We start from the raw sequence: 26,667 nt of genomic DNA, 5'->3' as shown, positions 1-26,667 counted from the left end.
AGAATTCGGCTTTCGACTGGGGACATTCCATGGCTGACCATAGCGAAGTGGCGTACTCGACCGCCGACGGCAACGACTACGTTGCCCACGAGCAGACCTATGAGGGTTTCATCAAGCTGGTGAAATACGGCACGGCCTCGGTCGCGCTCATCGTGATCCTGATGGCGATCTTCCTCACCTGATCCATCGCCTGCCGCACCGCCAGCGCTGTCGGTGCCCATAAAATTTGCATTCAAGCCGGTTCTAAAACCGGTATCCAACGTTGCGGGAGTAACGCTAAGTTCGCGTGCGCGCTTTGTCCCGCGTCGCCGGAGGGCCTATGAAGATCGCCGTTGCCAAGGAAATCGATCCGTCGGAGCCGCGCGTTGCCGCTTCGCCTGATACGGTGAAAAAATTCAAGGCGCTCGGCGCCGAGGTCGCCGTTGAGCCGGGCGCCGGCATCAAGTCGGGCCTGCCGGATTCCGAATTCACCGTGGCCGGCGCCACCGTCGGCGCAGACGCGCTGAAGGATGCCGACATCATCATCAAGGTGAAGCGTCCCGAAGCCTCCGAGCTGTCGCAGTACAAGCGCGGTGCGCTCGTCATCGCCATCATGGATCCTTACGGCAACGAGGCCGCGCTGAAGACGATGGCCGATGCCGGCATCGCCGCCTTCGCGATGGAGCTGATGCCGCGCATCACCCGCGCGCAGGTGATGGACGTGCTGTCCTCGCAGGCCAACCTCGCCGGCTACCGTGCCGTGATCGAGGGCGCCGAGGCCTTCGGCCGCGCTTTCCCGATGATGATGACCGCAGCCGGCACCGTGCCGGCCGCAAAGGTGTTCGTGATGGGCGTCGGCGTCGCTGGCCTGCAGGCGATAGCGACCGCGCGCCGCCTCGGCGCCGTCGTGACCGCCACCGACGTGCGGCCCGCCACCAAGGAGCAGGTGGAATCGCTCGGCGCGAAATTCCTCGCGGTCGAGGACGAGGAGTTCAAGAACGCGCAGACCGCCGGCGGTTACGCCAAGGAAATGTCGAAGGAGTACCAGGCCAAGCAGGCCGCGCTCACCGCCGAGCACATCAAGAAGCAGGACATCGTCATCACCACTGCGCTGATTCCGGGCCGCCCGGCGCCGAAGCTCGTCAGTGCCGAGATGGTCAAGTCGATGAAGCCCGGCTCGGTGCTGGTCGATCTCGCCGTCGAGCGCGGCGGCAATGTCGAGGGCGCCAAACCCGGCGAGGTCGTCGACCTCGATGGCATCAAGATCGTCGGCTACACCAACGTCGCCGGCCGCGTCGCGGCCTCGGCCTCCAGCCTCTACGCCCGCAATCTGTTCGCCTTCATCGAGACCATGGTCGACAAGAAGGAGAAGAAGCTCGCCGTGAACTGGGACGACGAGCTGGTCAAGGCCACGGCGCTCACGAAGGACGGCGCCGTCATCCACCCGAACTTCCAGCCGAAGGTGTAAGGAGAGTCGCCATGGAGCATGCTGCACAACTCGTCGACCCCTTCATCTTCCGGCTGTCGATCTTCGTTCTCGCCGTCTTCGTCGGCTATTTCGTGGTGTGGTCGGTGACGCCGGCGCTGCATACGCCGCTGATGAGCGTGACCAACGCGATCTCCTCCGTGATCGTGGTCGGCGCGCTGCTCGCGGTCGGCGTCGGCATGGTCTCGAGCGGCTCGGGCTGGGCGCGCGGCTTCGGCTTCGTCGCGCTCGTCTTCGCCTGCGTGAACATTTTTGGCGGCTTCCTTGTCACCCAGCGCATGCTGGCGATGTACAAGAAGAAGTCGAAGTAAGCGGCCACCTCGGGCTGAAGGGATCAATGGGGACCTGAGATGAGCGCCAATCTCTCTGCATTCTTGTATCTCGTGGCGGGGGTGCTGTTCATCCTGTCGCTGCGCGGGCTGTCGAGCCCGGCAAGCTCGCGCCAGGGCAATCTGTTCGGCATGATCGGCATGGCGATCGCGGTCGCCACCACGCTGGCGAGCCATCCGCCGGCCGACGGCGTGGCCTGGGTGCTCGTGATCCTCGCGGTCGCGATCGGCGGCGGCATCGGCGCGGTGATCGCCCGCCGCGTGCCGATGACCTCGATGCCCGAACTGGTCGCCGCCTTCCACTCGCTGGTCGGCATGGCGGCGGTGCTGGTCGCTGCCGGCGCGTTCTACGCGCCAGAGGCGTTCGACATCGGCAAGCCCGGCGCCATTCACGCGTCGAGCCTGGTCGAGATGTCGCTCGGCGTCGCCATCGGCGCGCTGACCTTCACCGGCTCGGTGATCGCCTTCCTGAAACTGTCAGCGCGCATGAGCGGCGCGCCGATCATCCTGCCGGCCCGTCACATCATCAATATCGCTCTCGCCGTGGCGCTGGTGTTCTTCATCGTCCGTCTCGTTCTCACCGGCGGCGCGTTCGACTTCTGGATGATCACTATCATCGCGCTGGCACTCGGCGTGCTCATGATCATTCCGATCGGCGGCGCTGACATGCCGGTCGTGATCTCGATGCTGAACTCCTATTCGGGGTGGGCCGCCGCCGGCATCGGCTTCACGCTCGGCAATTCCGCGCTGATCATCACCGGCGCGCTGGTCGGATCGAGCGGCGCGATCCTGTCCTATATCATGTGCCACGCGATGAACCGGTCCTTCATCTCGGTCATCCTCGGCGGTTTCGGCGGCGAGACGGCCGCGGCCGGTGGGGCTACAGGCGAGCAGAAGCCCGCCAAGCTCGGCTCGGCGGACGATGCGGCCTTCATCATGAAGAACGCCTCCAAGGTCATCATCGTGCCCGGCTACGGCATGGCGGTGGCGCAGGCCCAGCACGCACTGCGCGAGATGGCGGACATCCTGAAGAAGGAAGGCGTCGAGGTGAAATACGCCATTCACCCGGTCGCCGGCCGCATGCCCGGCCACATGAACGTGCTGCTGGCCGAAGCCAACGTGCCCTATGACGAGGTGTTCGAGCTCGAGGACATCAACTCCGAATTCGCGCAGGCCGACATCGCCTTCGTGATCGGCGCCAACGACGTCACCAACCCGGCGGCCGAAGAGGACAAGTCCTCGCCGATCTACGGCATGCCGGTGCTCCAGGTCTGGAAGGCGGGCACGGTGATGTTCATCAAGCGATCGCTGGCCTCGGGCTATGCGGGCATCGACAATCCGCTGTTCTACCGCGACAACACCATGATGCTGCTCGGCGACGCCAAGAAGGTCACCGAGAACATCGTCAAGGCGATGTAACGCGGGAGGGACCGTGGCCATCAACAAGGAATGGCACCGGTCCCATCGCATGCCGCCCAAGGCGACGCGCGAGCAGCGCATCGCTGGCACGCTGCCCACAAGGCGGCGTGCGGCTGTCGTGACGTTCCGGCGAGCCTGCGGCCCGACGTCATGAAATTGCTGCGGAGCCAGCGCAAGCCCTAGTCTCAATCGAGGAACGGGCCGCGCAATGATGAGCATCGTCAAGTGGATCGCCATCGTGCTCGTGACCGTCTATTGCGCCGGTCTCGTCGTGCTGTACGTCCGCCAGCGCGAGATGTTGTTTCCGATCCCGCCCGTCGGCCGCACCGCACCGGATGCTGCGGGCCTTCCCGAGGCCGAAGAGCATGTCCTGACCACGTCCGATGGCGAGCAGGTCATCGTCTGGCACGTGCCCGCCAAGCCCGGTCGTTCCGTGATCCTGTACTTCCACGGCAATGGCGATTTTCTCGCCGGCCGCGTCAGCCGTTTCAAGGCGATGACTGCCGACGGCACCGGGCTCGTTGCGCTGTCCTATCGCGGCTATGGCGGCTCGAGCGGGATGCCGAGCGAACAAGGCCTGCTGCGCGACGCTGCCGCGGCCTACGCGTTCACGACCGCGCGTTATGCGGCGGAACGAATCGTCGCCTGGGGCTTTTCGCTCGGGACGGGCGTCGCGGTCGCGCTCGCCTCGGAGCATCGCATTGGAAAACTCATCCTGGAGGCGCCCTATACGTCGACGGCCGACATTGCGGCGTCATCGTTCTGGTTCGTTCCGGTCCGCCTTCTGATGCGCGATCCATTCCATTCGGTCCAGCGCATATCGCGCGTCACGGTGCCGCTGCTCGTCATGCATGGCACCAATGACCTTGTCATTTCGATTGTCTTCGGAGAGCGTCTGTTCGCACTCGCCCGCGAGCCCAAGCGGTTCGCTCGCATGGAGGGCGGCGGGCACGACAATCTCGATCAATATGGCGCGATCGAAACGGCGAGAGGCTTCATTGGCGGCTGACGGCTTGGCTCAACGGTACATTCCAGCACTCGCTGTCTCCTGCTTGACGCTTCTGCCGCAGAATGCGCTTGCGGCGACCGGGCTCGACGGTGCGGCGATGCGCTGGCCCTACGCGCTGCCCTTTGCCGGCTTGTTGCTGTCGATCGCTCTGGGGCCGCTGCTGTTCCCAAAGATCTGGCATCACCATTACGGCAGGATCACCGCTGCCTGGTCGCTGCTGGCGCTCGCTTCGCTCGTCGTCTTCGCCGGCGGCATGGCGACACTGGCGGCGCTGGTCCATGCCATGATCGCCGAATATCTCGGCTTCATCGTGCTGCTGTTCGCGCTCTATGTCGTGGCCGGCGGCATTCTTATTACGGGCGACATCAAGGGCACGCCGGCGGCGAATGTCGGCATCCTCGCGCTCGGCACGTTCGGGGCGAGCGTCGTCGGCACCACGGGTGCCGCGATGATCCTGATCCGCCCCCTGGTCCGCGCCAACCGGCTGCGGCGCCACAACACTCATGTTGTGATCTTCTTCATCATCCTGGTTGCGAATGTCGGCGGCGCGCTGAGCCCGCTTGGCGATCCCCCGCTGTACGTCGGCTTCTTGCATGGCGTTGACTTCTTCTGGACCACGCGGACCATCTGGTTGCAGACTGCGATCGTGGCCGGGCTGCTGCTTGCGATCTTCGCCGCGATCGATGTCCGGCGCTTCCGGAGCGAGCCGCCGCCCGATGACACCGGCCCCGCGCAGCCGGTCCGCATCCGCGGCATCGTCAATCTGGTGCTGATCGCGGCCATCGTCGTCAGCCTGCTCGCCTCGGCGATGTGGAAGCCCGGCATTGCGGTCGATATTCTCGGCACCAGACTGGAGCTGGAGGACGTCGTCCGCAATCTGGTGCTGCTGGCGATTGCGGCGCTGTCGGTGTGGCTGACGCCCGATGAGCACAGGCAGGCCAACGGCTTCACCTGGGAGCCGATCCGCGAGGTCGCCAAACTGTTCGCAGGGATCTTTGTCGCCATCATCCCGGTCATTGCCATGCTCAATGCCGGCCATCACGGTGCGTTCGCCTGGCTGCTGTCGGCCGTGACGGAGCCGAACGGCGCACCGCGCGAGGCCGCCTATTTCTGGTTCACCGGCCTGATGTCGGCGTTCCTCGACAATGCGCCGACATATCTGTTGTTCTTCGAGCTCGCCGGCGGCGACCCGCAGGTGCTGATGCACGAGCTCTCGGGCACGCTCGCCTCGATCTCCATGGGGGCCGTCTACATGGGAGCGCTCACCTATATCGGCAACGCGCCGAACTTCATGGTGAGCAGCATTGCCAGCGAGAATGGCATCGGGATGCCGAGCTTCTTCGGCTATTTCCTGCGCGCAGGCGCCGTGCTGATCCCGCTTTTCCTGCTGCTGACGTTCCTCCCGCTCGCCCCGATCCTGCATTGGCATTGAATCTCGCGCTTGATTTGCTACTGCTCATTCCAGCAACTGGAAGCAGTCGATGAGCGCATATCGTGCGATGCCCCGGTCGGCCTGGATCTTCCCGGCGCTGGCCGTGCTGTTGTTCGCAGCCGTCAGCGCGACGGGTTATATGTTCACGCTGTCGTTTGGCGGGCTCGCCTTCGCCGTCGTCCTCCTGGTCATCCTGTTCGGCACGGTGTTCGCCGCGGTTCATCATGCCGAAGTGATCGCAGAGCGGGTCGGCGAACCCTATGGCACGCTGGTGCTGACGCTCTCGGTGACCATCATCGAGGTCGCGCTGATCACCACGATCATGCTGGGCGACAAGCCTGCCCCGGCACTGGCCCGCGACACCGTGTTCGCCGTGGTCATGATCGTCTGCAACGGCCTGGTCGGGCTCTGCATCTTCATCGGCGGCCTGCGCTATCGCGAGCAGGGCTTTCAGCTCTCCGGCGCCAACGTCTATCTCAGCGTCCTGTTCGCGCTCGCGACCATCACGCTGATCATGCCGAACTACACCACCACCACGCCTGGGCCGGTTTATTCGGCGGTCCAGCTCGGCTTCGTCGACGTGGTCACGCTGGCGCTCTATGCGGTGTTTCTCTACACCCAGACCGTCCTGCACAAGGATTACTTCGTGCATGAACGTGCGGAGGGCGAGGGCGGGGCGGCGCATGTGTCGGCAGGGGCACTCGCGCTCACCGTGGTGCTGCTCCTGATCTCGCTTCTGGCGGTCGTGCTGCTCGCCAAGAAATTCTCGCTGGTGGTGGATGCCGTGGGCGCCAGGATCGGCGCGCCGCCGGCCTTTGCCGGCCTTTTGGTCGCGGTGCTGATCCTGATGCCCGAGGGCGTTGCGGCCGTCGCGGCGGCGCGCAGGAACGACCTCCAGAAGAGCATCAATCTCGCCCTCGGCTCCTCGCTGGCGACCATCGGCCTGACGATTCCCGCCGTCGGAGTCGCCACCTACGCGCTCGACAAGGAGCTCGAGCTCGGCCTCAGCGCCCAGGGCAGCGTGCTCTTGTTGCTGACCTTCTTCCTGAGCATGCTGACCTTCGGCACGGGCAGGACCAATGTCCTGTTCGGCCTGGTGCATATGGTGGTATTTGCCGTCTACGTGTTCATGGTTTTCGTGCCCTAGAAGGAGCTCCCAGTGCTTGCCGCCAAGTCCGAGGTCCAGATCGACAACGAAGAAGTCCGGGTGACCGAATGGCGGCTTGCCCCCGGCAGCGCGACCGGCCATCACACCCACGGAATGGACTATGTGATCGTTCCGGTCGCCGCCGGCGAAATGACCATCGTGGCCCCCAATGGCGAGCGGTCCAAGGCGCAGCTTGCCGCCGGGAAATCCTATTTCCGCAAGGCCGGCGTCCAGCATAACGTACTTAACGAAACCTCAACTGAGATCGTGTTCCTTGAAATTGAGCTGAAACGCTAGGGTCTCGCCGCCGTTTGCCATCGATCCGTCGCAGTTGATCCCTCACAATGCCCTAAAGTTCCCGCATCAGGTCGCGCGGGGAGTGGTCGGAATGCTGAAATACCTCGCAAAAATTTCGATGGATATTTTCCCCTCGGTGCTCGCGACGATCATCGGGGCTTACATCGTCAATCATTACATCAACGCCAAGCCGGCCGCCGACACCCCAGCCGCCCTGACCGCGCCTGCCCAGGCCGGCAGCGACGGCAAGCCGACCGATACCGCCAAGCTTCCCGCCCCCGGCGTCAAGGCCAAGGGCATCCCCGAGAAGAGCGTGACCGACAAGGCGGCAGCCGAGAAGCCGGCCGATCACCCGCCGGCCGCCGAGACCAAGGCTGCAGACGTGGCTCCCGCTGAGACCGGCCCACGCGGCCGTCCTTCTGCCCGCGACAAGGCCGCGGCGAAATCCGCACCGGCAGCATCCGCTCCCGTGGTTGAGGCCAATTCGGCCCCGACGGCGGCTTCCCCGGCCGCGACTCCCGACGCCAACGATCTGGCGCGTGCGGCGATCGAGCGCCTGCGCAAGTCGCCTGAGGGCAAGGCTGCCGAGGCGAGATCGTCCGAAACCAAGCCGACCGAGGCTCGCGCCCCGGATGCCAAGCCGGCCGATCGGACGGCTGAGCCTGCGGTGCGGGATGCCGCCCGCACGCCGGAGGCCCCGCGGGTCGTGAATGTGGAGCCGTCTCCGGTCCGCCCGCTGCCGCCGCCGATCAATGTCTCGACGCCGTCGCCCGAGGCCTATGGCAATGCGGGCTCCAATCCGCCCTATACGGCCTCGATCGGCAACGACGATCCGAATCGGGTGACGCCGCCGGCCGACATTCCCGTGCCGGTCATCGCGCCGCCGCTCGACCTGCGTGCCGACGCGGGCGCCGCCATGCCGCGGCCGAAGAAGACCAATGTGGCCGACGAGATGCTGTCGGGCATGAAGTCGATGTTCAACGCCGTTCTGCCCAAGAGCGCCACGCCCGACTAGAACGACTAAGGCCGCGCACCGTCAGCCGCCGACGCGGGCGAGACCGCTGCGGGCGGCTTCATCGCGTGGGCGAAGCGCAACCGCCTTGGTGTAGGACGCGGCCGCCTTGGCCTTGTCGCCCAGGCGCTCATAGGCCTGTCCGCGCGCCGTCCAGACCTGGGCATTGTGCGGATCGGCCGCGGAGGCTTCATCGAGATCGGCTGCGGCCTCCTTGACCTTGCCGAGCGCCAGATAGCTGTTGGCGCGGCCGAGCAGCGGCTCGGCCTTTTGCGGGTTGAGTCCGCTGGCGGCGCTGAAATCGGCAATCGCGAAGTCGTGCTGGTTGTTGCCCTGGTAGATCAGGGCGCGGCCATAGAGCGCCTGCGCATTGTAGGGATCGAGGCCGACCGCGCGATTGAACTCGTCGAGCGCTGCCGCGGTCTCGCCTGACTTCGCCAGGGACTGAGCCTTCGCCGTATGGGTCTGGGCTTCGGTGACGTTGCCGGCGCTCACTGCGCTCTCGGCCGGCGCGGCGGCCTTGGGGGCCTCCTGCGGCTTGTCCTTTTCCGGCATCAGCGATCCCAGATCGAACGAGCAGCCGCACAGTGCGATTCCCGTCAACGCCGCCGCGAGCGGCGGCTGCCAGATCCGGCGCCGTCGCGCAAAGCCGCGCTGAGGGAAAGGGGAGGCCATCTACGGTTCGCTCGCGCTAGAGCTTGCTCCGACAAATCCTCAAAACAATAACGCGGGCCTGGGGCCCGCGTCATCGAAAACTAAGGTCTTGCTGAATCGGTTCAGCGCGGTCCGCGCGGACCTGCACCGGGGCCGCCGCGACCGCCGCGATCACCGCCCGGGCCGGCGCCGAACACCGGCTTCGGCTTCATCGGCAGCAGGCCTTCGCGCTGCAGCTTCTTGCGGGCCAGCTTGCGTGCGCGGCGCACGGCTTCGGCCTTTTCGCGGGCCTTCTTCTCGGAGGGCTTCTCGTAATGACCGCGGAGCTTCATCTCGCGGAAAATTCCCTCGCGCTGCATCTTCTTCTTCAGCGCCTTGAGGGCTTGATCAACATTGTTATCGCGAACGAGAACCTGCACGCGGCATCCTCTTCAGGTGGATCGGATTTGAATTCTGGTAAGTCAAAGGGGATGGCGAAACGCGCAAGCCCTTAACCTTGAGCGCGCGGATGTATCAGACAAAACCGCGGATGTCCACCGGCCAAGCGGGTTTTCGAGCCAAGTTCGGCCATTAAATGCGGCAAAAATGGCCCCGTGCGGCCCCTGATCGGGTGGTTTGGCGCCGCGGACGGGCCGATCTCGGACGCTTTGCGCCGAAAATCAGGGGAGACGCGACATGGACCAGGCCGGACGCAGCCTTTGCTGTGATCCCGTCACTTGTCCAGGGGCGGCCTAACTTCGGTCACGTGCCCCATCTTGCGGCCGGGGCGCGGCGCGCCCTTGCCGTAGATGTGCACGGTCGCGCCCGGCACGCCGAGCCACTTTTCGTAATCGTTGATTTCGTCGCCAATCAGGTTGGTCATGGTGACGACCTCGCCGTGGCGCACCGGCTTGCCGAGCGGCCAGCCGGCAATGGCGCGGATGTGCTGCTCGAACTGCGAGACGGAGGCGCCGTCGAGCGTCCAGTGCCCGGAATTGTGCACGCGTGGCGCGATCTCGTTCACCAGCACCTTCGGCCCGGTGCCGTTGGCAAGAACGAACATCTCGACCGCGAGCACGCCGACATAGTCGAGCGCGGTTGCGATCTTGCTCGCAACGTTGCGCGCCTCCGCTGCGAGCGCATCAGGGATCGACGCGGGCGCACGCGATATCTTCAGGATGTGGTCGCGGTGCTCGTTCTCGGTGACGTCGAAGCACTCGACCTCGCCCGTGGCCGCGCGCGCGGCGATCACGGAGATCTCGCGCTCGTAGGGCACGAAGGCCTCCAGGATCGCCGATTTGGTGGCGAGGCTGGTCCACACTTTGGCGATGTCGTCGCCCTCGCGAATGATGGCCTGGCCCTTGCCGTCATAGCCGAAGCGGCGGGTTTTCAGCACCGCTGGAAGGCCGATCCTGGCGATCGCCTCGCGCAGCGAGGAGACGGAGGTGACGTCGGCATAGGCGGCAGTACCGATCCCGAGCTTGGTCACGAAATCCTTCTCGGCGAGCCGGTCCTGGGTGGTCTCGAGAACCTTGCGGTTGGGCAGCACCGGGCGGCGCGCGTCCAGCACCAGCGCCGCTGCCGCCGGCACGTTCTCGAATTCGTAGGTGATGACGTCGACATCATGCGCGAACAATTCGAGCGCCTCGACGTCGGCATATTCAGCGCAGGTCGCGTTCAGCACGACGTCGAAGGCCGGCGAATCCGGATCGGGTGAGAACACCTGGCAGCGCAGGCCGAGCCGCGCCGCGGCCATGGCCAGCATCCGGCCCAATTGTCCGCCGCCGAGGATTCCGATGGTGTCGCCGGGCTTCAGCTTCACTTGCCTGCTGTCCGTCACGCCTTGCCCTCCGGGCGCTCGGCGACCGCCTCGGTCTGCGCCTTGCGCCAGGCGGCGAGGCGATCCGACAGGGCCGGATCGGACAATGCGAGCACGGCGGCCGCCAGCAGCGCGGCATTGATGGCGCCGGCCTTGCCGATGGCGAGGGTGCCGACCGGGATGCCTGCGGGCATCTGCACGATCGAATAGAGCGAATCGACGCCCTTGAGCGTCTTGGATTCGACGGGAACGCCGAAGACGGGGAGTTCCGTCAGCGCCGCCGCCATGCCGGGCAGATGGGCCGCGCCACCAGCGCCGGCGATGATGACCTTGTAACCCGCGGCCTTGGCGCCCTTGGCGAATGCGAACAGCCGGTCGGGCGTGCGGTGGGCCGAGACGATGCGGCTGTCGGCAGCAATGCCGAGCGCGTCAAGCGTGTCGGCGGCGTGCCGCATCGTGTCCCAGTCCGACTGGCTTCCCATGATGATGGCGATCGGCGCGGTCATGACGTCAATTGTGCCCAGAAAAACAGAGAGATAGGCCAGATTAACGATTCCGGCCGGCGGCTCGCAAGGCGGTGGCAAGGAGAAGGGAATCCACTATCCTGTCTTGGTGAATCCCCGCAAGCCTTCATTGAGCAGGATGCCCATGAAGAAACCGAAAAGGGCGAGCCCTGCGAAGGCCAGAAAGGGCCGGAACATCAGCGCCCGCCGATCCAAAGCCGTTTCGAGTCGCGCGGCCAAACCGGCCTTGCGCAGCGTGCCGGCTGCCGATGACAAGGCGATCATCCGCGGCCTCAGGAGCAAGCTCAAGGCAGCCCTGCTGCGGATCTCGGAGCTCGAGGCGGCCGCCGACACCGATTTCCTGCTCGGGATTCCCAACCGGCGCGGTTTCGAGCGCGAGCTCGTGCGCGCCATCGCCTATATGAAGCGCTACCGCGCCAGCGGGGCGCTGGTCGTGCTCGACGTCGATCGGCTGAAGCCGATCAACGATTCCTTCGGTCATGCCGCCGGCGATGAGGTGCTCAAGGCGATCGTCGCCACGCTGACGCGACAGGTGCGCGCCTCCGACGTGGTCGGCCGGCTCGGGGGCGACGAGTTCGCGCTGCTGCTCTGGAATATCAGCGAGACCGATGCCAAGGCGAAGGCCGCGGCCTTGGAGCAGGCGATCGACGAACTGTCCTTCGTCTTTCGCAGCCAGCACGTGACCGCGGGCGCCTCGGCGGGCGTCGCCCTGCTCGGTCCGCATTCCGCGGCAGGCCGCGCCCTGGAGGAGGCGGATGCCGCCATGTATGTGCGCAAGGCGCACCGCCGGCACGAACCGCGGATCAGGCTGGTCGGCAGCGAGCGCTAGAGCGTCGCAAGATCTTCCGGCACATTGCCGAACTTGCGCAGCAGCGTCGCGTCGCCGAACTCGCCCGTCATGGGATCGCCGCTGCGGCTGAACGCGACCGCGCCGATATGGCCGGCGCCGCGCGCCAGAATCTCGGCGCGTCGCAGCGCCGCCGTCGAGGATTGACATTCCTCTGCCGCGCCTGCGACGGGTGATCCGTCGTTATCGAGCAGAAAGGGCATTGCAACGTAATAGGTCACATCCGACATGGCGTTGCTCCGATGGAGCATGATCCGGACCCGAGGAACCGCGTCAGCGCAGTGTGAAGCGGTTTTTCCGACAAGATCATGCTTGAACCAAAGCGCGACCTCTTCGCGCTTTGAAAATCAAGCGGCGCTGCTCTTGCTCCGCATGTTGCTGCGCGAGCTCTCCGGAATGCAGCCCGCGGAAATCGCCGCCTGCAATTCCTCCAGCTCGGCTTCCAGATATTCGTTGGCCATGATCAACGCCTTGATCGTGCTGCGCAGATTGCCGTCGCACATCGCGATCGCCTGATCGCAGGCTTGTTCATAATGGCTGTGGTCGAGAAGGGCGGTTGCCGACATCTGCGTTGTCCTCGTGGTCTCGTGCTCGGGCGTTCTCTGAGGTGTTGGGGCGCGCGGGAATGTTCCTCTTTTGTTCTTATTGAGTCAAGCGGATTCATCTGGTGAGCGGCGGCGAATGCCGGCTCACAGTCAGGCGATGATGTCGGGGGTAATCTGGTCTTCGATAAACGCGATGCGGTCGCGCAACAACAGCTTGCGCTTCTTCAGCCGCTGTAACCGCAACAGGTCGGGGGCGGGCGATTGATGCAACGCATCGATCGCCGCATCGAGATCTCGGTGTTCCTGCTGCAACCGGGTGAGCTCGGCTCCGAGCTCACGCTCATCTTCATTGGTCATGTCTGCGGTGGCCGAAAACCGATAGGCGTGAGATCCGGGCTATGGATGCCCTGTGGAAATTATCGTCCTTGCGCCGCGTGATCGCAAGCGATCTGCGATCCCTCGTCGCCGATCTCCCGCAACATATTTCTGCGAGGGGCTGCGGCGTTGCGCCGGCGCATTGATATCATGGATTTTTCCGGCGTGGTTCCCTTGGTCACGCTTCCTTACATATCAACTTTCAAAAATGACGCTGCGACGACGGATACCCATCGACAGGACGAATCGGTGATGTAGACTTGGGCGTCCGGATCGAATCCTAAAGGTTCAACCCTACCGAGGAGGTTTCGAATGACAATTCAGGCACATCTGGTTGAATTGGAACGGAAGCACAAACTTCTCGAAAACGAATTGCACGAAGCTCTCGTGCACCTTTCAACAGACGACCTGCAAATTGTTGAGTTGAAGCGCCGGAAGTTGATGGTCAAGGACCAGATCGAGCGTCTGAAGCAATCGGGCGACACGCTCCACTAGTAACCCCCATGACAGTGTAGAGTTGATCACGTCCTTCACGCAGGGATGATAGCATTCGTGCTCATCCCTGCTGCAAGGATGTGCTACCGGGCAAGACGTTTGCGCGGCGCTTGTTTGCACGCGTGGTCTTGACGCATCTGTCCGCGTTTCGAAACGCTCTAGATGTCTGCGAGCTCGGCGACGTGATCGGCGATCGCGAGCGAGGACGTCAGTCCCGGCGATTCGATACCGAACAGATTGATCAGGCCCGCAACGCCGTGATCGCGCGGGCCCTGCATCAAGAAATCCTGCGTGGCCACGGCCGGCGGCACGATCTTCGGGCGGATGCCGGAATAGCTCGGCATCAGCGCGCCGTCAGGCAGCGTCGGCCAGTATTTGCGGATCGCCGGATAGAAGCGCTCGGCGCGTGAGGGATCGACCTCGTAGTTGATCGTCTCGATCCATTCGACGTCAGGCCCGAAGCGCGCCTGTCCTGCCATGTCCAGCGTCAGGTGCACCCCCAAGCCGCCGGGCTCGGGCACCGGGTAGATCAGGCGCGAGAACGGCGCCTTGGCGTTGCAGCTGAAGTAGTTTCCCTTGGCGAGATAGGCCGGCGGAATCCGGTCCAGCGGCATGCCGTCGATGTTGCGCGCCACATGCGTCGCCGACAGCCCCGCGGCGTTGACGAGGAGGCTGCATTGCAGCGTCATCGGTGCCTCGCCGCCGGCATCGATCTCGATGAAGCCCGCGGCCGACTTGGCCCGGATCAGCGGGGTGTGGAACGCGAAAGCCGCGCCGGCGTCCTCGGCTTCGCCGCGCAGCGAGAGCATGTAGGCGTGGCTGTCGATGATGCCCGTCGAAGGTGACAGCAGCGCGGCGTCGCAGGCGAGCGCCGGCTCCAGCGCGCGTGCGGCCTCGCCCGAGAGCAGCTGCATGTCGAGCACGCCGTTGGCCTCGGCATGCGCCTTGATCGATTGCAGCTTCTCGGTCTCATTCGGGCTGGTCGCGACGATCAGCTTGCCGCAATTCCTGTGCGGGATGCCGCGCTCGGCGCAGTAGCGGTACAGGGCGTGCTTGCCGGCCACGCACATGCGCGCCATCCAGCTCCCGGCCCGGTAGTAGATGCCGGCATGGATCACCTCGCTGTTGCGCGAGGAGGTGACGGTGCCGATCGCCTCGGCTTCCTCGAGCACGATCACCTCGCGCCCGGCCTGGGTGAGCTTCCGGGCCACCGCGAGCCCGACCACGCCGGCTCCGATGACGACGCAATCGACCCTATCCATGGTTGTGCAGGATACCCGTTGGGAGCACCGGTGGCGCATGGCCCGGAACCGGCGGCGCAGGCGGGGCTTCCGTTAAGATGGCGTTTATCATGTCAGGGCAATTGCCGTATTTCACGTGACATTATTCTGTTGTTCCCACAGGCGTTTACCCGATCCAAACCCGCGAGGCCAGACAATCCGACGTTGAAATCGCGGGTGGCTGATGGCTGAGAAGAACTGGCACGTGGGCAGCACGCTTTCGATTGCTGTGCAGGCCCTCCTATGCCTGGCCGGTGCGGGCGCGCCTGCGCGCGCCTTTGCGGCATCGGACAGCTTTGCCGTTTCGCGCGATCTCGCCAGGCTTGATCCCGGCGTGATCTGGGAGGCCCTGATCGCCGGCATCGTGGTCTGCTCGTTCCTCGCCGCGATCGGGCTGTGGCTCCATTCCGCACTGCGCCGGTCCAGGCGCTTGCAGCTGCGGCGCAACGTTTTCATCTCCTCCGCCATGAACAATCTCAACCAGGGCGTGGTGATGACGGATGCGCAGCGCCGCATCATCTTCTGCAATGACCGCTATCTCGAGATCTATGGCCTGAGGCGATCCGACCTCCGGCCCAACATGACCGGCTACGACATCCTGAGGCTGCGCCGCGAGCGCGGAGTGCTCGGCGTCACCGACGACGAATTTTACCAGAAGGCGGCGAGCGCCAACGGCCTGATCACGGAGCTGCCCGACGGGCGTGCCATCCTGGTGAAATATTTCGTGCTGCCGAACGGTGGCTCGGTGGCGACCCATCTCGACGTCAGCGAGGAGCGCAGGCTGTCGCGGCAGCTCGCCTCCACCAAGCAATTCCTGGAATCGGTGCTCGACCATGTGCCGGCCTGCGTGGCGGCCAAGAACATCGAGGACGGCTGCTACATCTTCGCCAACAGCGCCTATGAGAAGTTCTGGGGATTGTCGCGGGACTTCGCCGTCGGCAGGAACGCGCGGGAGCTGTTCGCGCCGAGCTCGGCGGCCAGCATCGAGGCGGCCGACCAGGCGGCGCTCAATTCACCGGATGGCCAGTACCGCAACGAGTTCGAGGTGGATCGTGCCGGTGCGCGGCGCATGGTCGCCTCGATCCGGATCGTGGTCCGCAACGAGAGCAACAAGCCCGAATTTCTGCTCATCGTGTTCGAGGACATCACCGACCGCCGTTCGCTGTCGGAGGAGCTGGAGAGCACCAAGAAGTTCCTCGAGCTCGTGGTCGACAACATCCCGGTTGCGCTGATCGTGGAGCAGGTCAAGGACGGCCGCTATCTGCTCGCCAATCGCAGCGCGGAGACGATCCTCAACCGCAGGCGCGAGGAAGCCACCGGCCTGACCGCGTCCGACATCTTCAACGCCAAGGAAGCCAAGCTGATCGTCGCGCGCGACGAGGCCGCGATCAAGAAGCGCGGGATGATCACCGAGGAGCATCCGATCTCCACCAAGGACGGCCTGCGGCTGTTCCTCACCCGCCGCGCCACCGTGGTCAATGATGCCGGCGAGCCGCAATATCTGATCAAGACCCACGAGGACGTCACCGATCGCCGGCAGACCGAGTCGCGCATGGCGCACATGGCCTATCACGACGGCCTCACCGATCTGCCGAATCGCGCCGCCTTCCTGCAGGCGCTGACCCAGATGATCGAGGCTTGCGAGGGCACCGACGAGGAGTTCGCCGTGCTCTGCGTCGACCTCGACGGCCTCAAGGAGGTCAACGACGTCTTCGGCCATGCGCTCGGCGACAAGCTCCTGATCGAGGTCGCCCATCGGCTCCAGGATTCCGCGCGTGGCGGCGTGGTGGCGCGCCTGTCAGGGGACGAGTTCGGCCTGATCATCGACGGTAAGCAGCCCGAGGCCGGCCTTGCGCTGGCGCAGCAGATCGGCGAAGCCGTCGCGAAGGATTTCCAGATCGACGGCCGGCCGGTCCGCGCCGGCATCACCACGGGCATGTCGGTCTTCCCCCACAATGGCACCGATGGCGCCTCGCTGCTCGCCAATGCCGGCGCGGCGCTGTTCCGCGCCAAGCAGAAGTCGCGCGGCACGATCAGCCTCTACCAGCCCGAGATGGACCAGCAGATCCGCGACCGCCGCGTGCTGCACCAGGACCTTTCCATGGCGGTCAAGAACGGCGAGCTATCGCTCGCCTTCCAGCCGCAGGGGGCCGCGGGTCACAGCGTCGCCGAGAGCGAGATCATCGGCTTCGAGGCGCTCGCGCGCTGGCAGCATCCGGTGCGCGGCCAGGTTTCGCCGGCCGAATTCATTCCCATCGCCGAGGAGAGCGGCCTCATCGTCGAGATGGGCGAGTGGATCCTGCGCGAGGCCTGCCGCGAGGCGGCGTCCTGGCCGAAGCCGCTGCAGGTCGCGGTCAATCTGTCGCCGGCGCAGTTCATGCACGGCGACGTGGTCGGGCTCGTCCATTCGATCCTGATCGAGACGGGCCTTGCACCCGGCCGGCTCGAGCTCGAGATCACTGAAGGTGTTCTGATCGAGGATTTCGACAGGGGCCTTGCGCTGCTGCGCCGCCTGAAGGCGCTCGGCGTGCGCATCTCCATGGACGATTTCGGCAGCGGCTATTCCTCACTGAGCTACCTCCAGGCGTTCCCGTTCGACAAGATCAAGATCGACCGCGCATTCATCATCAATCTCGGCCGCAACCCGCAATCGGCGGCGATCGTGCGGGCCGTCATTGACCTGGGCCACGGCCTCGAAATGTCGATCATCGCCGAGGGCGTCGAGACGGTCGACCAGCTCGCCTTCCTCGCCAACGAAGGCTGCGACGGTGTGCAGGGCTATCTGCTCGGCAAGCCTTTGCCAATCGGCAAATATGCCGGGCTCGTCGGCCGCGCCGAAGCCATGGAGCTTGCGCTTAAGACCGGCTAGAGCGTTTTCGAGCGAAGTGGACACCGGTTCGCGTCAAGAAAACGCGTCAGAATATGAATCTCGAGCCACCGTTCCGATTTCATCGGAACGGAAATGGCTCTAGTGATGGGAGCGCTTCGCTCCCATTCGACGGCTTCATGGCGGACTACGACCTCGCGATCATCGGCGGCGGCCTGAACGGCGTCAGCATCGCCCGCGATGCGGCGGGCCGCGGCTTGCGGGTGATCCTGTTCGAGCAGGGCGATCTCGCAGGCGCGGCGTCGTCGGCCACACCGCGGCTGATCCACGGCGATCTCTCGGCGCTGGAGCGCCGTGGCTTCTGGCGTGTGCGCCGGGCCCTGGCCGAGCGCCGGACCTGGCTCCGGATCGCACCGCATCTGGTTCGGCCGATGCGTTTCGTGATTCCTGCGCATGCCGACGAGCGTCCACCCTGGCTGCTGCGCGCCGGCCTGTTGCTCTATGACGGCCTCGCGGGCCGGAGCGGCCTGCCCGGCTCGGCGACCCTCGACATCACCCATCACCCGGTCGGCAATGCGCTGAAACGCCCGTTCGGCACGGCGTTCGAATATTCGGACTGCATCGTCGACGATTCCCGCCTTGTCGTGCTCACGGCGCTGGACGCCGCCGAGCGCGGCGCGGCGATCTGGACCGGGGCACGCTGCGTGCGCGCCGACCGAACCGACATCTGGCGGCTCGCCGTGGTCGATCGCGGCCATCGCCGCTCCATCACTGCAAGGGCGTTGGCCAATACCAGTGGCGGCTGGACCTCGATCGTCGCGGAGACGGTCCTGCGCCAGCCGCAGCCCGCCGTGACGGCCGTGCAGATGAGCCAGATCATCGTGCCCAGGCTGTTCGATTCAGATAACGTCTACGTCTTCCAGAACAGCGACGGCCGGCTGATCTTCGCAAGCCCGTTCGAGCGCGCGTTCACGCTGATCGGCACGGTCACGCACGAGTTCACCGGCGATCCCGCTATCGTGGCGATGCGAGGGGCCGACGTCTCTTATCTCTGCGAAGCGGCGAGCCGCTACTTCCGCGAGCGGGTGGTCCCAACCGACGTGGTCCGGACGGTCTCCGGCGTCAATTTGAGGCTGGCGTCCGCGCGGCAACGCGAGGGCACAACCCTGTTCCACGCGCGCCGGCGCAAGGCGCCGCTGATCACGATCTTCGGCGGCGACGTCACCACCTCGCGCCGGCGCGCCGAGCGGGCGGTGACGAAGCTGACGCCGTTCTACCCGATGTCGCCGCCCTGGACCGCCGGCGCAGCGCTGCCGGGTGGAGATTTCGCCTGGGACCGTTTCGACACCGAGGTCGACCTTGCACGCGAGCGCTGGCGATTTCTGTCGGAGCCGGAAGCCCAGCGCCTGGTCGCGGCCTATGGCTCGCGATTGCCGGCCGTGCTCGGCGAAGCAAGGACACGCGAAGAGCTTGGCCCCGCCTTCGGCCCCGGACTGACCGGCGCCGAAGTGCGCTATCTCATGACCCGCGAATGGGCGCGTTTTCCGGATGACGTTCTGTGGCGGCGCTCCAAGCTGGGCCTGACCATGGCCGCGGCGGACCATGAGGCGCTGGCGGCGTTCATGGCGGGTGTGAACGATTCATCCCGAACCGGTTGAGCTAAACACGATCGGCCGCTAGCGTGCGGCGGAATCGGGGTTGGCAGGGATCATGGCGGAAGAATTGCCCGGAACGAACGTTGCGGCTGAACCGGCTGGCGGAGATGCATGTCCGGCGGCCGGCCAGCCGCTGCTGCGCATCGAGGGTGTCGCCAAGACCTTTGGCACGTTCCGCGCCGTCGACGGCGTGTCGCTCGATATCAAGGCCGGTGAGTTCTTCGCGCTGCTCGGCCCGAGCGGCTGCGGCAAGACCACGCTCTTGCGCATGCTCGCTGGCTTCGAGGCGCCGGACGAGGGGCGCATCCTGCTCGGCGGCAAGGACATCGCGCAGGCGCTGCCGCATGAGCGCCCGATCAACATGATGTTCCAGAACTATGCGCTGTTCCCGCATCTGTCGGTGCGTGACAACATCGCCTTCGGCCTGAAGCGCGCCGGCATGCCGCGTGCCGACATCGCCACGCGCGTGGCGGAGATGGTCGCGCTGGTCAAGCTCGAAGGATTGGAAAAGCGCAAGCCGGACCAGCTGTCCGGCGGTCAGCGCCAGCGCGTGGCGCTGGCCCGCGCCCTGGCGCGCCGGCCGCAGCTCCTGCTGCTCGACGAGCCTCTTGCAGCCCTCGACAAAAAGTTGCGCGAAAACACGCAGGCCGAGCTGATGGAGCTGCAGCGGCGGCTTGGCATGACCTTCATCATCGTCACCCACGACCAGGAGGAGGCGATGACGATGGCTGATAGAATCGGGGTGATGAAATCAGGCAAGCTCGCCCAGGTCGCGAGCCCCCGCGAGCTCTACGAGGCGCCGCGCTCGCGCTGGATCGCCGAGTTCGTCGGCGACGTCAATCTGTTCGACGGTGAGACCAAGTTGCGCGACGGTCATCGTCTGGTGATCGGCACGCGTGATGCGGGAACGCTGGTGGTGGCCGAGCCGCGCGAGGCCGTCGGCACTGGAAAACTGGCGGTCGCGATTCGCCCCGAGAAGGTCAAGCTGTCGCGGCGCGGCCCGGTCAGCGAGGCCGGTCGTGAGACGGCGATCAACAGCCTCGACGGCGTGATCGCCGACATCTGCTATCTCGGCGGCACCACCACCTACAAGGTGAAGCTCGACACCGGCGGGACGTTGCAGGCGTCGGTCGCCAACAGCGCGCGGCTCGACGTCGACGCCTACGGCCTGAACCAGCATGTCGTCGCCTGGTTCACGCCGGATGATTGCGTGGTGCTGCAATCATGAGCTCGCGCCGCATCTTCGCAAGGCCGGCGCGCTTCGCAGCGATCGCGCCCTATGTCTGGATGGTGCTGTTCTTCCTGGTGCCGTTCGGCTTCGTGCTCAAGATCAGCCTGTCGCAGACCGCGATTGCGCAGCCGCCCTATGAACCGGTGTTCGACCTGACGGCCGGATGGGACACACTGAAGGCGGCCTTTGCCGCGCTATCGGTCGGCAATTTCAGGCTGCTCGGCTCCGACGACATTTACGTCTTTGCCTATGTCCGCAGCCTCACCGTCGCCATCACCGCCACCGCGCTGCTGCTCCTGATCGGCTATCCCATCGCCTACGGCATGGCGCGGCTGCCGAAGCGCTGGCAGGCGGTGGCGATGGTATTGGTGATCGTGCCGTTCTGGACCTCGTTCCTGATCCGCATCTATGCCTGGATCAACATCCTTCAGCACGACGGCTTGCTGAACCAGATCCTGCTCGCGCTGCATCTGGTCAGCCAGCCCGTGGTGTGGCTCTCCACCGATACCGCGATGTATATCGGCATCGTCTATTCCTATTTGCCGTTCATGATCCTGCCGCTCTACGCGACGCTCGCCAAGATGGAGCCGGCTCTGGAAGAGGCGGCCTCCGATCTCGGCGCGCCACCCTGGCAGGTGTTCTGGCTCGTCACCTTCCCGCTGTCGCTGCCCGGCGTCGGCGCCGGTGTGCTCTTGTGCTTCATCCCGATCGTCGGCGAGTTCGTGATTCCCGACCTTCTGGCCGGCTCCAACGCGCTGATGATCGGCCAGACCCTGTGGCTCGAATTCTTCACCAACAAGGACTGGCCGGTTGCCTCCGCTGCGGCGATCGTGCTGCTGGTCGTGCTGCTGGTGCCGCTCTTGCTGTACGAGCGGCTGCAGAAGCGGCAGCTGGAACAGGGAAGATAGCGCAATGCGCAAGGTCTCCGGCCTGTCCCGCTTCAACATCGCCTCGCTGGCATTCGGGCTGGCCTTCCTCTATTTGCCGATCCTGATCCTCGTGCTCTATTCCTTCAACGCCTCGCGCCTGGTGACGGTGTGGGGCGGCTGGTCGCTGCGCTGGTATCATGAGTTCTTCAATGACCGCGCCATGATCGAGGCCGCCTGGATGAGCCTGCGGGTCGCGGTCGCCTCCGCGACCATCGCGACGTTGCTCGGCACCCTGGCAGCGGTGGCGCTGTCGCGCGGTGAACGATTTCGCGGCCGCACACTGTTCTCGGGCATGCTCTACGCCCCGCTGGTGATGCCGGAGGTGATAACGGGATTGTCGCTGCTCTTGCTGTTCGTCGCGCTGAACGCCGAGCGCGGTTTTTGGACGGTGACGATCGCCCACACCACGCTGACCATGTGCTTCGTCGCGGTGGTCGTGCAGTCGCGCCTCGGCTCGCTCGATCGCTCGCTGGAGGAGGCGGCGATGGATCTCGGCTGCGATCCGGTGCGAGCGTTCGTCGCCGTGACGCTGCCGCTGATCGCGCCGGCGATCGTCGCCGGCTGGATGCTGGCGTTCACGCTGTCGCTCGACGATCTCGTGATCGCGAGCTTCACCACCGGCCCGGGCTCGGCGACGCTGCCGATCCGCATCTATTCGGAGGTGCGGCTCGGCGTGAAGCCCGAGATCAACGCGATCTGCACGCTGGTGATCGCCCTGATCGCCGTCGTCATCGTCATCGCCTCGCTCGCCTCGAAGCTGTCGAGCTCGCAGGGCGAGAGCGCGGCGCCGCTTTAGCACAAGGTGTCATTCCGGGGCGATGCGCAGCATCGAACCCGGAATCTCGAGATTCCGGGTTCGCGCTGTGCGCGCCCCGGAATGACTGCCATCAGGACTTCACCGCACCCGCCGTGAGCCCGCCCACCATGTAGCGGCGGAAGGCGTAATAGACCGCGGCCGGCGGCAGCGCGTAGATGAAGCCGGTGGTCATCAGCAGCTCCCACGGCGAGTCGTCGGCGGCGAGGAAGTTGCCGAGCGCGACGGGGAGGGTGATCTCGCGGTCGTTCGACAGCAGCAGGAACGCGTAGAGATATTCGTTCCAGGCCAGCAGCACGGCATAGGTGCCGATCGCGACCAGCGAGGGCATCATCAGCGGCAGGTAGACCAGGCGGAAGATCTGCAGCGTGGTGGCGCCGTCCATCACCGCGGCCTCGTCCAGCTCCACCGGCAGCTTGTCCGAGGCCTGCTTCAGCACCCAGATCGCGTAGGGGCTCGCAATCGTCACCATGGCCAGGATCAGCGACCAGTGATTGTTGAGCAGGCCGTAATTGCCCATGGTGCGATACATCGGCACCGCGAGGAACGCCGCCGGAATGAAATAGGTGAACAGCGCGAGGTTCAGCACCGCGCGTCCGCCCGGCACCTTCAGCCGCGAGATCGAGAACGCGGCTGCGGTCGCGATGAGCAGCGTCAGCACGCCGACAGAGACCGCGATCAGCGTCGAATTCCAGAACTGGACGTAGAAATCGCGCAGGAAATAGTGCTGCTGCTTGAACACGATCTCGAAGTTGTGCAGCGTCGGATGGTCCGGCCACAGCTTGCCCGAGAACGCGTCCTCCTTCGGAGAGATCGCGAACAGGAACATGTGGTAGATCGGGATCATCGTCCACAGGAAGACGGGAATGCCGATCAGCAGCAGCCGCGCTTCCGTGGCGACGTCACGGAGAGAGGGGAGCTTCATCGCGACAACCGTTTCATCATGAAGTAAACCAGTGGCAGGACGAACGGCATCGCACAGACGATGGATGCCATCGCGAGCGAGAGCTGGTCGAGCCGGAGATAGCGGATGCCGAGCGTCGCCAGCACGTGTGTGAGGTCGGCAGGTCCCCCGCCGGTGAGCAGGTAGACGCTGTTGAAATCGCCCAGCGTCCAGATCATCGAGAGCAGCGTGCAGGTGACGTAGAGCGTCTGCATCGACGGCCAGGTGATGTAGCGGAATTTCTGCCACCAGCTGGCGCCGTCGACCTCCGCGGCCTCGAACAGGTCGTGTGGGATCGCGAGACGGCCGGTGATCAGGATCAGAGTCCAGAACGGCAGCGACTTCCAGATGTGCACGCCGATGGCCATGGCCAGCGCCACAGTCGGATCGTTAAGCCAATTCGGGCCGTCATCGCCGGTGAAGGAGAAGATGAGGTGGTTGACCACGCCCCATTCGGGATTGAGCATGAATCGCACCGACAGGATGGTCGGGATCGACGGCACCGCCCACGGCAGGATGAAGATCACCGAAAGCCATCTGATCCAGGTGCGCTGCTGCGCGAAGAAGCCGGACAGGAACAGCGCGATCAGCATCTTGATGTTGATGCCGATGATCAAGAAGATCAGCGTGTTGATGGCGGCGCGCGCGAAGATCGGGTCGTTGTACAGTGCGACATAGTTCGACGGGTCGCGCGCCAGCCACAGCCCGTAGCAGACGGGATAGACGACGAACGCAAGGAAGACCAGCAGATAGGGCGCGAGCAGGATGATGCCCCAGACCTGCGCCGGGGTCAGCCGCGACGACAGGGGCGGGCCGGGGATAGCCTGATCGCCAGAGAGCGTGATCGCCATTCTTTCGAAACTCTTTCAAATCTAAAACCTCTCCCCGCTTGCGGGGAGAGGTCGGATTGCCCCGGCGATGCGAAGCATCGTCCGGCGCAATCCGGGTGAGGGGGTACAGGACTCACGACGCGCACAACTCGCGGATAGAGCCCTCACCCCGACCCTCTCCCCGTAAGAACGGGGAGAGGGAGGGATGGACCTTAGCCCGCGACCTGCTTGATGCGGGCGATCAACTCGTCGACGGCCTTGTCGACGGGAACCTTCTCGCTGACCACGCGGTTCATCGCCTTCGCCCACACGTTCTCGTTGTTGAGAATCGTGAACTTCCAGTTCTTGGTGAAGTCGAACGCCGCGGTGCCGCCCTTGAACTGGGCGTAGACCGCCTTGCGGTGCTTGTCAGCCTGCCAGAACGGGCTTTCCTGGCTTTCCTTCGTCACCGGGAACCAGCGGCCGAGCGCGCCCTCGATGTAGGGACGGACGTTCTCTTCCTGCAGCAGGAAGCTGATGAACTGCTTGGCCTCGGCCTTGTTCTTGGCCGCGGTGAAGACCAGTCCGGTCTTGACATCGGAGCGGTAGCGGATGGTCGAGCCATCCGGCGCCTTCGGGAACGACGCCGTGATGATGTCCTGCTCGTAAGCCTTCTTGCCGGCCTCCCGTTGTTCCGGCGTGAGGTTCTGGTTCTGGGAATCCTCGAACCATTTCGCCGCGATCGAGATCGTGAAGTTATGGGTCATCACGATCGTCTTGTTGTGGAACGCGACGTTGTTGTCGGGATCCTTCCAGGTGGTCGAGGAGGGCGGGGTGCAGCCCTTGATGTAAGTGTCGGTATAGTCCTTCATCGCCTTGATCAGGTTCTCGCGAACCGTGGGATCGTCCACCAGTAGCTTGCCGTCGTCATCGACCAGTTTGACGTGGTAGGCGTCCATGAAGGTGTAGAACGACTGGAAGGAGTCGGTGGATTCCACGCCCATCGGCTGGCCGACGGCGTAAATGCGCTGGCCGGTCGCCTTGCGGATCGCCGGCTGCACCTTGTCGCACCAGAACGTCCAGTAGCCCGTCCAATCGTTCGGGATGTCGCTCTGCTTGAAGCCGGCCTTCTCCAGCATGTCGTTCCAGATCTGGACGTGCATGCTCTGCTGCTTCAGCGGAAAGCCGTAATAAGACTTCTTCTTGGCGACGTCGTTGTAGAGGATCGAGGCATCGAGCGTGTTCTGGACGAAACGGCCCTTGATCGGCTCCATGACGTCGGTGAGGTCCTCGAGCTTGCCCTCATAGGCCCATTTGCCCTGTACCTGCACGTCGTAGCTGTCGGAATAGGCGACGTCGGGCACGGTGCCGGCATCGAGCGCCGCGACCGTCTTCGGAATCATGTCCTGGATCGCGTACTGCGACAATTCGACCTTGATGCCGGTCTTGGCTTCAAACTTCTTGATCGTCTCGGCGAGCGCTTCGTCCTCGGACTTGTAAAAGCCCTTGACCCACCAAACCGTAATCGTCTTTTGCTGCGCAAAGGCGGGTGCCGCGGCTGCAAACAGCCCAGCTGCAGCGACCGCCAGTGTGATTGCGCCGATAACCTTGGATTTCACGTTTTTCTCCCTCAAACGGCCGGTGTTTTAACCGGTCGTATAAAACACTAGCGCATGGCCGTCATCCGATCTAGCCGCTTCTTGTCAGACCTATGTCGCGGTTGGAACGAGGCTAAGAAGATGCGAATTCGCGCATCGATCCAAAGGCCGCATCAATACACGCCAATCAATTCGCCTCGCGGTGTCTGGCCTCGTCAGCGTTTCCCTCTGGGGCGGATCGAAGCAGCATTCAAGCTCGTCTCGGCGGATCGGGAGCGTGGCCTGCCTTGCCCGCTGGTCCGAGCAGGCGAGCGCCATGCTTCGAGCAGCATCTTGAGAAACTGGCTGGCATGAGGGGACAGAGTAGCCCCGCGCCTCCGCACGATGCCGATGGTCCGCGACACTTCCGGCTCGATCAGCCGAATGGTCTGAATGATCGGATGGCCGGCCGCGGGGGTCGCGAGCTTCGGTAGCACGGCGATGCCGAGGCCCGCTTCGACCAGGCCAAGCGAACCGGAGAGGTGAGCCACTTCATAGGACCAGTTCAGCTGCAGGCCGTGTCGCGCCAGCGCGTTGTCGATCAGCGCACGATTGCCGCTGTTGCGACCGACGGTGATGACCCGGTGCGGCACGATCTCCGGCCAGCTGACCTGCTTGCGCGATGCCAGCGGATGATCATGACGGCAGGCGAGGACGAAAGGATCCTCGACCAGCTTCTCGAACTCGATTTCGGCATGCGAGGCACCGATGAAGTTGATGCCGAAATCGGCCTCGCCGCGCGCGACCGCTTCCAGTCCCTCGTTGGCGCCGATGTCGAGAATCCGGATGCGAATGCGCGGATAGGCTTCGGCAAACCGGCCGATCGCGCGCGGCAGGAAGTAGAACACCGCGGTCGGCACCGCCGCCACCGAGACCAGGCCCGAACTTCGCGCGCCGATATCTTGGATGGCGAGCACCGAGGTCTCGAACTCGTCGATGAGGCGGCGCACCTTCGGCAGGAAGTCGCGGCCCGTCATGGTGAGATTGACGTGGCGCGTCGAGCGCTCGAGCAGTGGCGCCCCGAGGCCTTCTTCCAGCTTCTGAATGCGCCGGCTGAGCGCGGGCTGGGACAGGTTCAGCGCCCGCGCGGTGCGGACGAAGCTTCCCGTCTCCGCCACGGTGATGAAGGCCTTGAGGTCGAGCAGTTCCGCGTTCATGGCACCCTCCAATTATACCGATATATGAAATAATACC

General features: G+C 64.7%; 29 protein-coding genes. 16 read left to right on the top strand and 13 right to left on the bottom strand.

The genetic code is table 11. The annotated features are described in order from the left end of the window. Positions 1 to 29 precede the first annotated feature (29 nt). The 9 genes from HZZ13_RS29355 to HZZ13_RS29315 all read left to right on the top strand — a co-directional run bounded on the left by HZZ13_RS29355 (position 30) and on the right by HZZ13_RS29315 (position 8,113). On the top strand, positions 30 to 182 hold the full coding sequence (locus HZZ13_RS29355) for an aa3-type cytochrome c oxidase subunit IV (RefSeq protein WP_018317799.1): 153 nt from the start codon (positions 30 to 32) through the stop codon (positions 180 to 182). A gap of 137 nt (positions 183 to 319) precedes the next feature. Next, the gene (locus HZZ13_RS29350; RefSeq protein WP_197962996.1) at positions 320 to 1,447 is read left to right on the top strand and encodes a Re/Si-specific NAD(P)(+) transhydrogenase subunit alpha; all 1,128 of its coding nucleotides are present in this window, start codon (positions 320 to 322) and stop codon (positions 1,445 to 1,447) included. A gap of 11 nt (positions 1,448 to 1,458) precedes the next feature. Further along, complete coding sequence (locus HZZ13_RS29345) at positions 1,459 to 1,776, top strand: proton-translocating transhydrogenase family protein (RefSeq protein ID WP_197962995.1); 318 nt, start codon at positions 1,459 to 1,461, stop codon at positions 1,774 to 1,776. A gap of 39 nt (positions 1,777 to 1,815) precedes the next feature. Beyond that, on the top strand, positions 1,816 to 3,213 hold the full coding sequence (locus HZZ13_RS29340) for an NAD(P)(+) transhydrogenase (Re/Si-specific) subunit beta (RefSeq protein ID WP_197962994.1): 1,398 nt from the start codon (positions 1,816 to 1,818) through the stop codon (positions 3,211 to 3,213). A 211-nt stretch (positions 3,214 to 3,424) separates the two neighbouring features. Next, positions 3,425 to 4,222 (top strand): alpha/beta hydrolase, encoded by a 798-nt coding sequence (locus HZZ13_RS29335; RefSeq protein ID WP_197963023.1) that lies wholly within the window; start codon positions 3,425 to 3,427, stop codon positions 4,220 to 4,222. A gap of 97 nt (positions 4,223 to 4,319) precedes the next feature. Continuing rightward, the gene (locus HZZ13_RS29330) at positions 4,320 to 5,654 is read left to right on the top strand and encodes a sodium:proton antiporter (RefSeq protein ID WP_197963022.1); all 1,335 of its coding nucleotides are present in this window, start codon (positions 4,320 to 4,322) and stop codon (positions 5,652 to 5,654) included. 49 nt (positions 5,655 to 5,703) lie between these two features. Next, entirely contained in the window at positions 5,704 to 6,801 is a 1,098-nt protein-coding gene (locus tag HZZ13_RS29325; RefSeq protein WP_197962993.1) for a calcium:cation antiporter, read from the top strand. 12 nt (positions 6,802 to 6,813) lie between these two features. Next, positions 6,814 to 7,098 (top strand): cupin domain-containing protein, encoded by a 285-nt coding sequence (locus HZZ13_RS29320; RefSeq protein ID WP_197962992.1) that lies wholly within the window; start codon positions 6,814 to 6,816, stop codon positions 7,096 to 7,098. A 91-nt stretch (positions 7,099 to 7,189) separates the two neighbouring features. Beyond that, positions 7,190 to 8,113, top strand: coding sequence for a hypothetical protein (locus HZZ13_RS29315; protein WP_197962991.1), 924 nt, complete (start codon positions 7,190 to 7,192; stop codon positions 8,111 to 8,113). 21 nt (positions 8,114 to 8,134) lie between these two features. Here the strand turns inward: HZZ13_RS29315 and HZZ13_RS29310 are convergent, their stop codons facing one another. The 5 genes from HZZ13_RS29310 to HZZ13_RS37435 form a co-directional block, all read right to left on the bottom strand. Continuing rightward, positions 8,135 to 8,785, bottom strand: coding sequence for a tetratricopeptide repeat protein (locus HZZ13_RS29310; protein ID WP_197962990.1), 651 nt, complete (start codon positions 8,783 to 8,785; stop codon positions 8,135 to 8,137). Positions 8,786 to 8,886: 101 nt separating this feature from the next. Next, on the bottom strand, positions 8,887 to 9,183 hold the full coding sequence (gene rpsU, locus HZZ13_RS29305; RefSeq protein WP_008546194.1) for a 30S ribosomal protein S21: 297 nt from the start codon (positions 9,181 to 9,183) through the stop codon (positions 8,887 to 8,889). Between the two features lie 293 nt (positions 9,184 to 9,476). Then, a complete protein-coding gene (locus tag HZZ13_RS29300; RefSeq protein WP_197962989.1) occupies positions 9,477 to 10,583 on the bottom strand; it encodes a 5-(carboxyamino)imidazole ribonucleotide synthase in 1,107 nt (368 codons plus the stop codon). Further along, positions 10,580 to 11,068: a 5-(carboxyamino)imidazole ribonucleotide mutase gene (gene purE, locus HZZ13_RS29295; RefSeq protein ID WP_197962988.1), complete on the bottom strand. Its 489-nt coding sequence runs from the start codon at positions 11,066 to 11,068 to the stop codon at positions 10,580 to 10,582. The genes HZZ13_RS29300 and purE overlap by 4 nt, the downstream gene beginning before the upstream one ends. A 93-nt stretch (positions 11,069 to 11,161) precedes the next feature. Beyond that, a complete protein-coding gene (locus tag HZZ13_RS37435) occupies positions 11,162 to 11,350 on the bottom strand; it encodes a hypothetical protein (protein WP_311972763.1) in 189 nt (62 codons plus the stop codon). Between HZZ13_RS37435 and HZZ13_RS29290 the strand changes: the two genes are divergently transcribed. Beyond that, on the top strand, positions 11,262 to 11,915 hold the full coding sequence (locus HZZ13_RS29290) for a GGDEF domain-containing protein (protein WP_311972761.1): 654 nt from the start codon (positions 11,262 to 11,264) through the stop codon (positions 11,913 to 11,915). The two genes, HZZ13_RS37435 and HZZ13_RS29290, sit on opposite strands and share 89 nt — an antisense overlap. Here the strand turns inward: HZZ13_RS29290 and HZZ13_RS29285 are convergent. The 3 genes from HZZ13_RS29285 to HZZ13_RS29275 all read right to left on the bottom strand — a co-directional run bounded on the left by HZZ13_RS29285 (position 11,912) and on the right by HZZ13_RS29275 (position 12,835). Continuing rightward, the gene (locus HZZ13_RS29285) at positions 11,912 to 12,163 is read right to left on the bottom strand and encodes a hypothetical protein (RefSeq protein WP_197962986.1); all 252 of its coding nucleotides are present in this window, start codon (positions 12,161 to 12,163) and stop codon (positions 11,912 to 11,914) included. The genes HZZ13_RS29290 and HZZ13_RS29285 overlap by 4 nt on opposite strands. A gap of 117 nt (positions 12,164 to 12,280) precedes the next feature. Beyond that, a complete protein-coding gene (locus HZZ13_RS29280) occupies positions 12,281 to 12,499 on the bottom strand; it encodes a hypothetical protein (RefSeq protein WP_197962985.1) in 219 nt (72 codons plus the stop codon). A 129-nt stretch (positions 12,500 to 12,628) separates the two neighbouring features. After that, positions 12,629 to 12,835 (bottom strand): YdcH family protein, encoded by a 207-nt coding sequence (locus HZZ13_RS29275; RefSeq protein WP_197962984.1) that lies wholly within the window; start codon positions 12,833 to 12,835, stop codon positions 12,629 to 12,631. Positions 12,836 to 13,165: 330 nt separating this feature from the next. Between HZZ13_RS29275 and HZZ13_RS29270 the strand changes: the two genes are divergently transcribed. Then, positions 13,166 to 13,348 carry a YdcH family protein gene (locus tag HZZ13_RS29270; RefSeq protein WP_008546178.1) on the top strand — a complete coding sequence of 61 codons (183 nt, stop codon included), beginning with the start codon at positions 13,166 to 13,168 and terminating at the stop codon, positions 13,346 to 13,348. A gap of 158 nt (positions 13,349 to 13,506) precedes the next feature. Here the strand turns inward: HZZ13_RS29270 and HZZ13_RS29265 are convergent, their stop codons facing one another. Then, entirely contained in the window at positions 13,507 to 14,610 is a 1,104-nt protein-coding gene (locus tag HZZ13_RS29265; RefSeq protein WP_197962983.1) for an NAD(P)/FAD-dependent oxidoreductase, read from the bottom strand. A 202-nt stretch (positions 14,611 to 14,812) separates the two neighbouring features. On the opposite strand from HZZ13_RS29265, the gene HZZ13_RS29260 reads away from it, so the two are divergent. The 5 genes from HZZ13_RS29260 (at position 14,813) to HZZ13_RS29240 (ending at position 22,066) form a co-directional block, all read left to right on the top strand. Then, positions 14,813 to 17,497 (top strand): sensor domain-containing protein, encoded by a 2,685-nt coding sequence (locus tag HZZ13_RS29260; protein ID WP_197962982.1) that lies wholly within the window; start codon positions 14,813 to 14,815, stop codon positions 17,495 to 17,497. A gap of 137 nt (positions 17,498 to 17,634) precedes the next feature. After that, positions 17,635 to 19,113, top strand: coding sequence for a glycerol-3-phosphate dehydrogenase (locus HZZ13_RS29255; RefSeq protein ID WP_197962981.1), 1,479 nt, complete (start codon positions 17,635 to 17,637; stop codon positions 19,111 to 19,113). A 52-nt stretch (positions 19,114 to 19,165) separates the two neighbouring features. Further along, the gene (locus tag HZZ13_RS29250) at positions 19,166 to 20,338 is read left to right on the top strand and encodes an ABC transporter ATP-binding protein (protein WP_197963021.1); all 1,173 of its coding nucleotides are present in this window, start codon (positions 19,166 to 19,168) and stop codon (positions 20,336 to 20,338) included. Continuing rightward, positions 20,335 to 21,249, top strand: a complete 915-nt coding sequence (locus tag HZZ13_RS29245; protein ID WP_197962980.1) for an ABC transporter permease — start codon at positions 20,335 to 20,337, stop codon at positions 21,247 to 21,249. The genes HZZ13_RS29250 and HZZ13_RS29245 overlap by 4 nt, the downstream gene beginning before the upstream one ends. A 4-nt stretch (positions 21,250 to 21,253) precedes the next feature. Next, positions 21,254 to 22,066 (top strand): ABC transporter permease, encoded by an 813-nt coding sequence (locus HZZ13_RS29240; RefSeq protein ID WP_197962979.1) that lies wholly within the window; start codon positions 21,254 to 21,256, stop codon positions 22,064 to 22,066. A 91-nt stretch (positions 22,067 to 22,157) separates the two neighbouring features. On the opposite strand, the gene HZZ13_RS29235 is transcribed toward HZZ13_RS29240, so the two are convergent. From HZZ13_RS29235 to HZZ13_RS29220, 4 genes are all read right to left on the bottom strand, one after another. Next, positions 22,158 to 23,009 (bottom strand): carbohydrate ABC transporter permease, encoded by an 852-nt coding sequence (locus HZZ13_RS29235; RefSeq protein ID WP_197962978.1) that lies wholly within the window; start codon positions 23,007 to 23,009, stop codon positions 22,158 to 22,160. Then, the gene (locus HZZ13_RS29230; RefSeq protein WP_197962977.1) at positions 23,006 to 23,878 is read right to left on the bottom strand and encodes a carbohydrate ABC transporter permease; all 873 of its coding nucleotides are present in this window, start codon (positions 23,876 to 23,878) and stop codon (positions 23,006 to 23,008) included. Before HZZ13_RS29230 ends, HZZ13_RS29235 begins: the two co-directional genes overlap by 4 nt. A gap of 191 nt (positions 23,879 to 24,069) precedes the next feature. After that, complete coding sequence (locus tag HZZ13_RS29225; RefSeq protein ID WP_197962976.1) at positions 24,070 to 25,455, bottom strand: ABC transporter substrate-binding protein; 1,386 nt, start codon at positions 25,453 to 25,455, stop codon at positions 24,070 to 24,072. Between the two features lie 194 nt (positions 25,456 to 25,649). Then, positions 25,650 to 26,630, bottom strand: a complete 981-nt coding sequence (locus HZZ13_RS29220; RefSeq protein ID WP_197962975.1) for a LysR family transcriptional regulator — start codon at positions 26,628 to 26,630, stop codon at positions 25,650 to 25,652. Positions 26,631 to 26,667 lie beyond the last annotated feature (37 nt).

It is taken from the genome of Bradyrhizobium agreste, from assembly GCF_016031625.1.
Taxonomy (GTDB): Bacteria; Pseudomonadota; Alphaproteobacteria; order Rhizobiales; family Xanthobacteraceae; genus Bradyrhizobium; species Bradyrhizobium agreste.
Note: the sequence above shows the minus strand (reverse complement) of the source record. Positions and strands in the feature narration are given on the sequence as shown.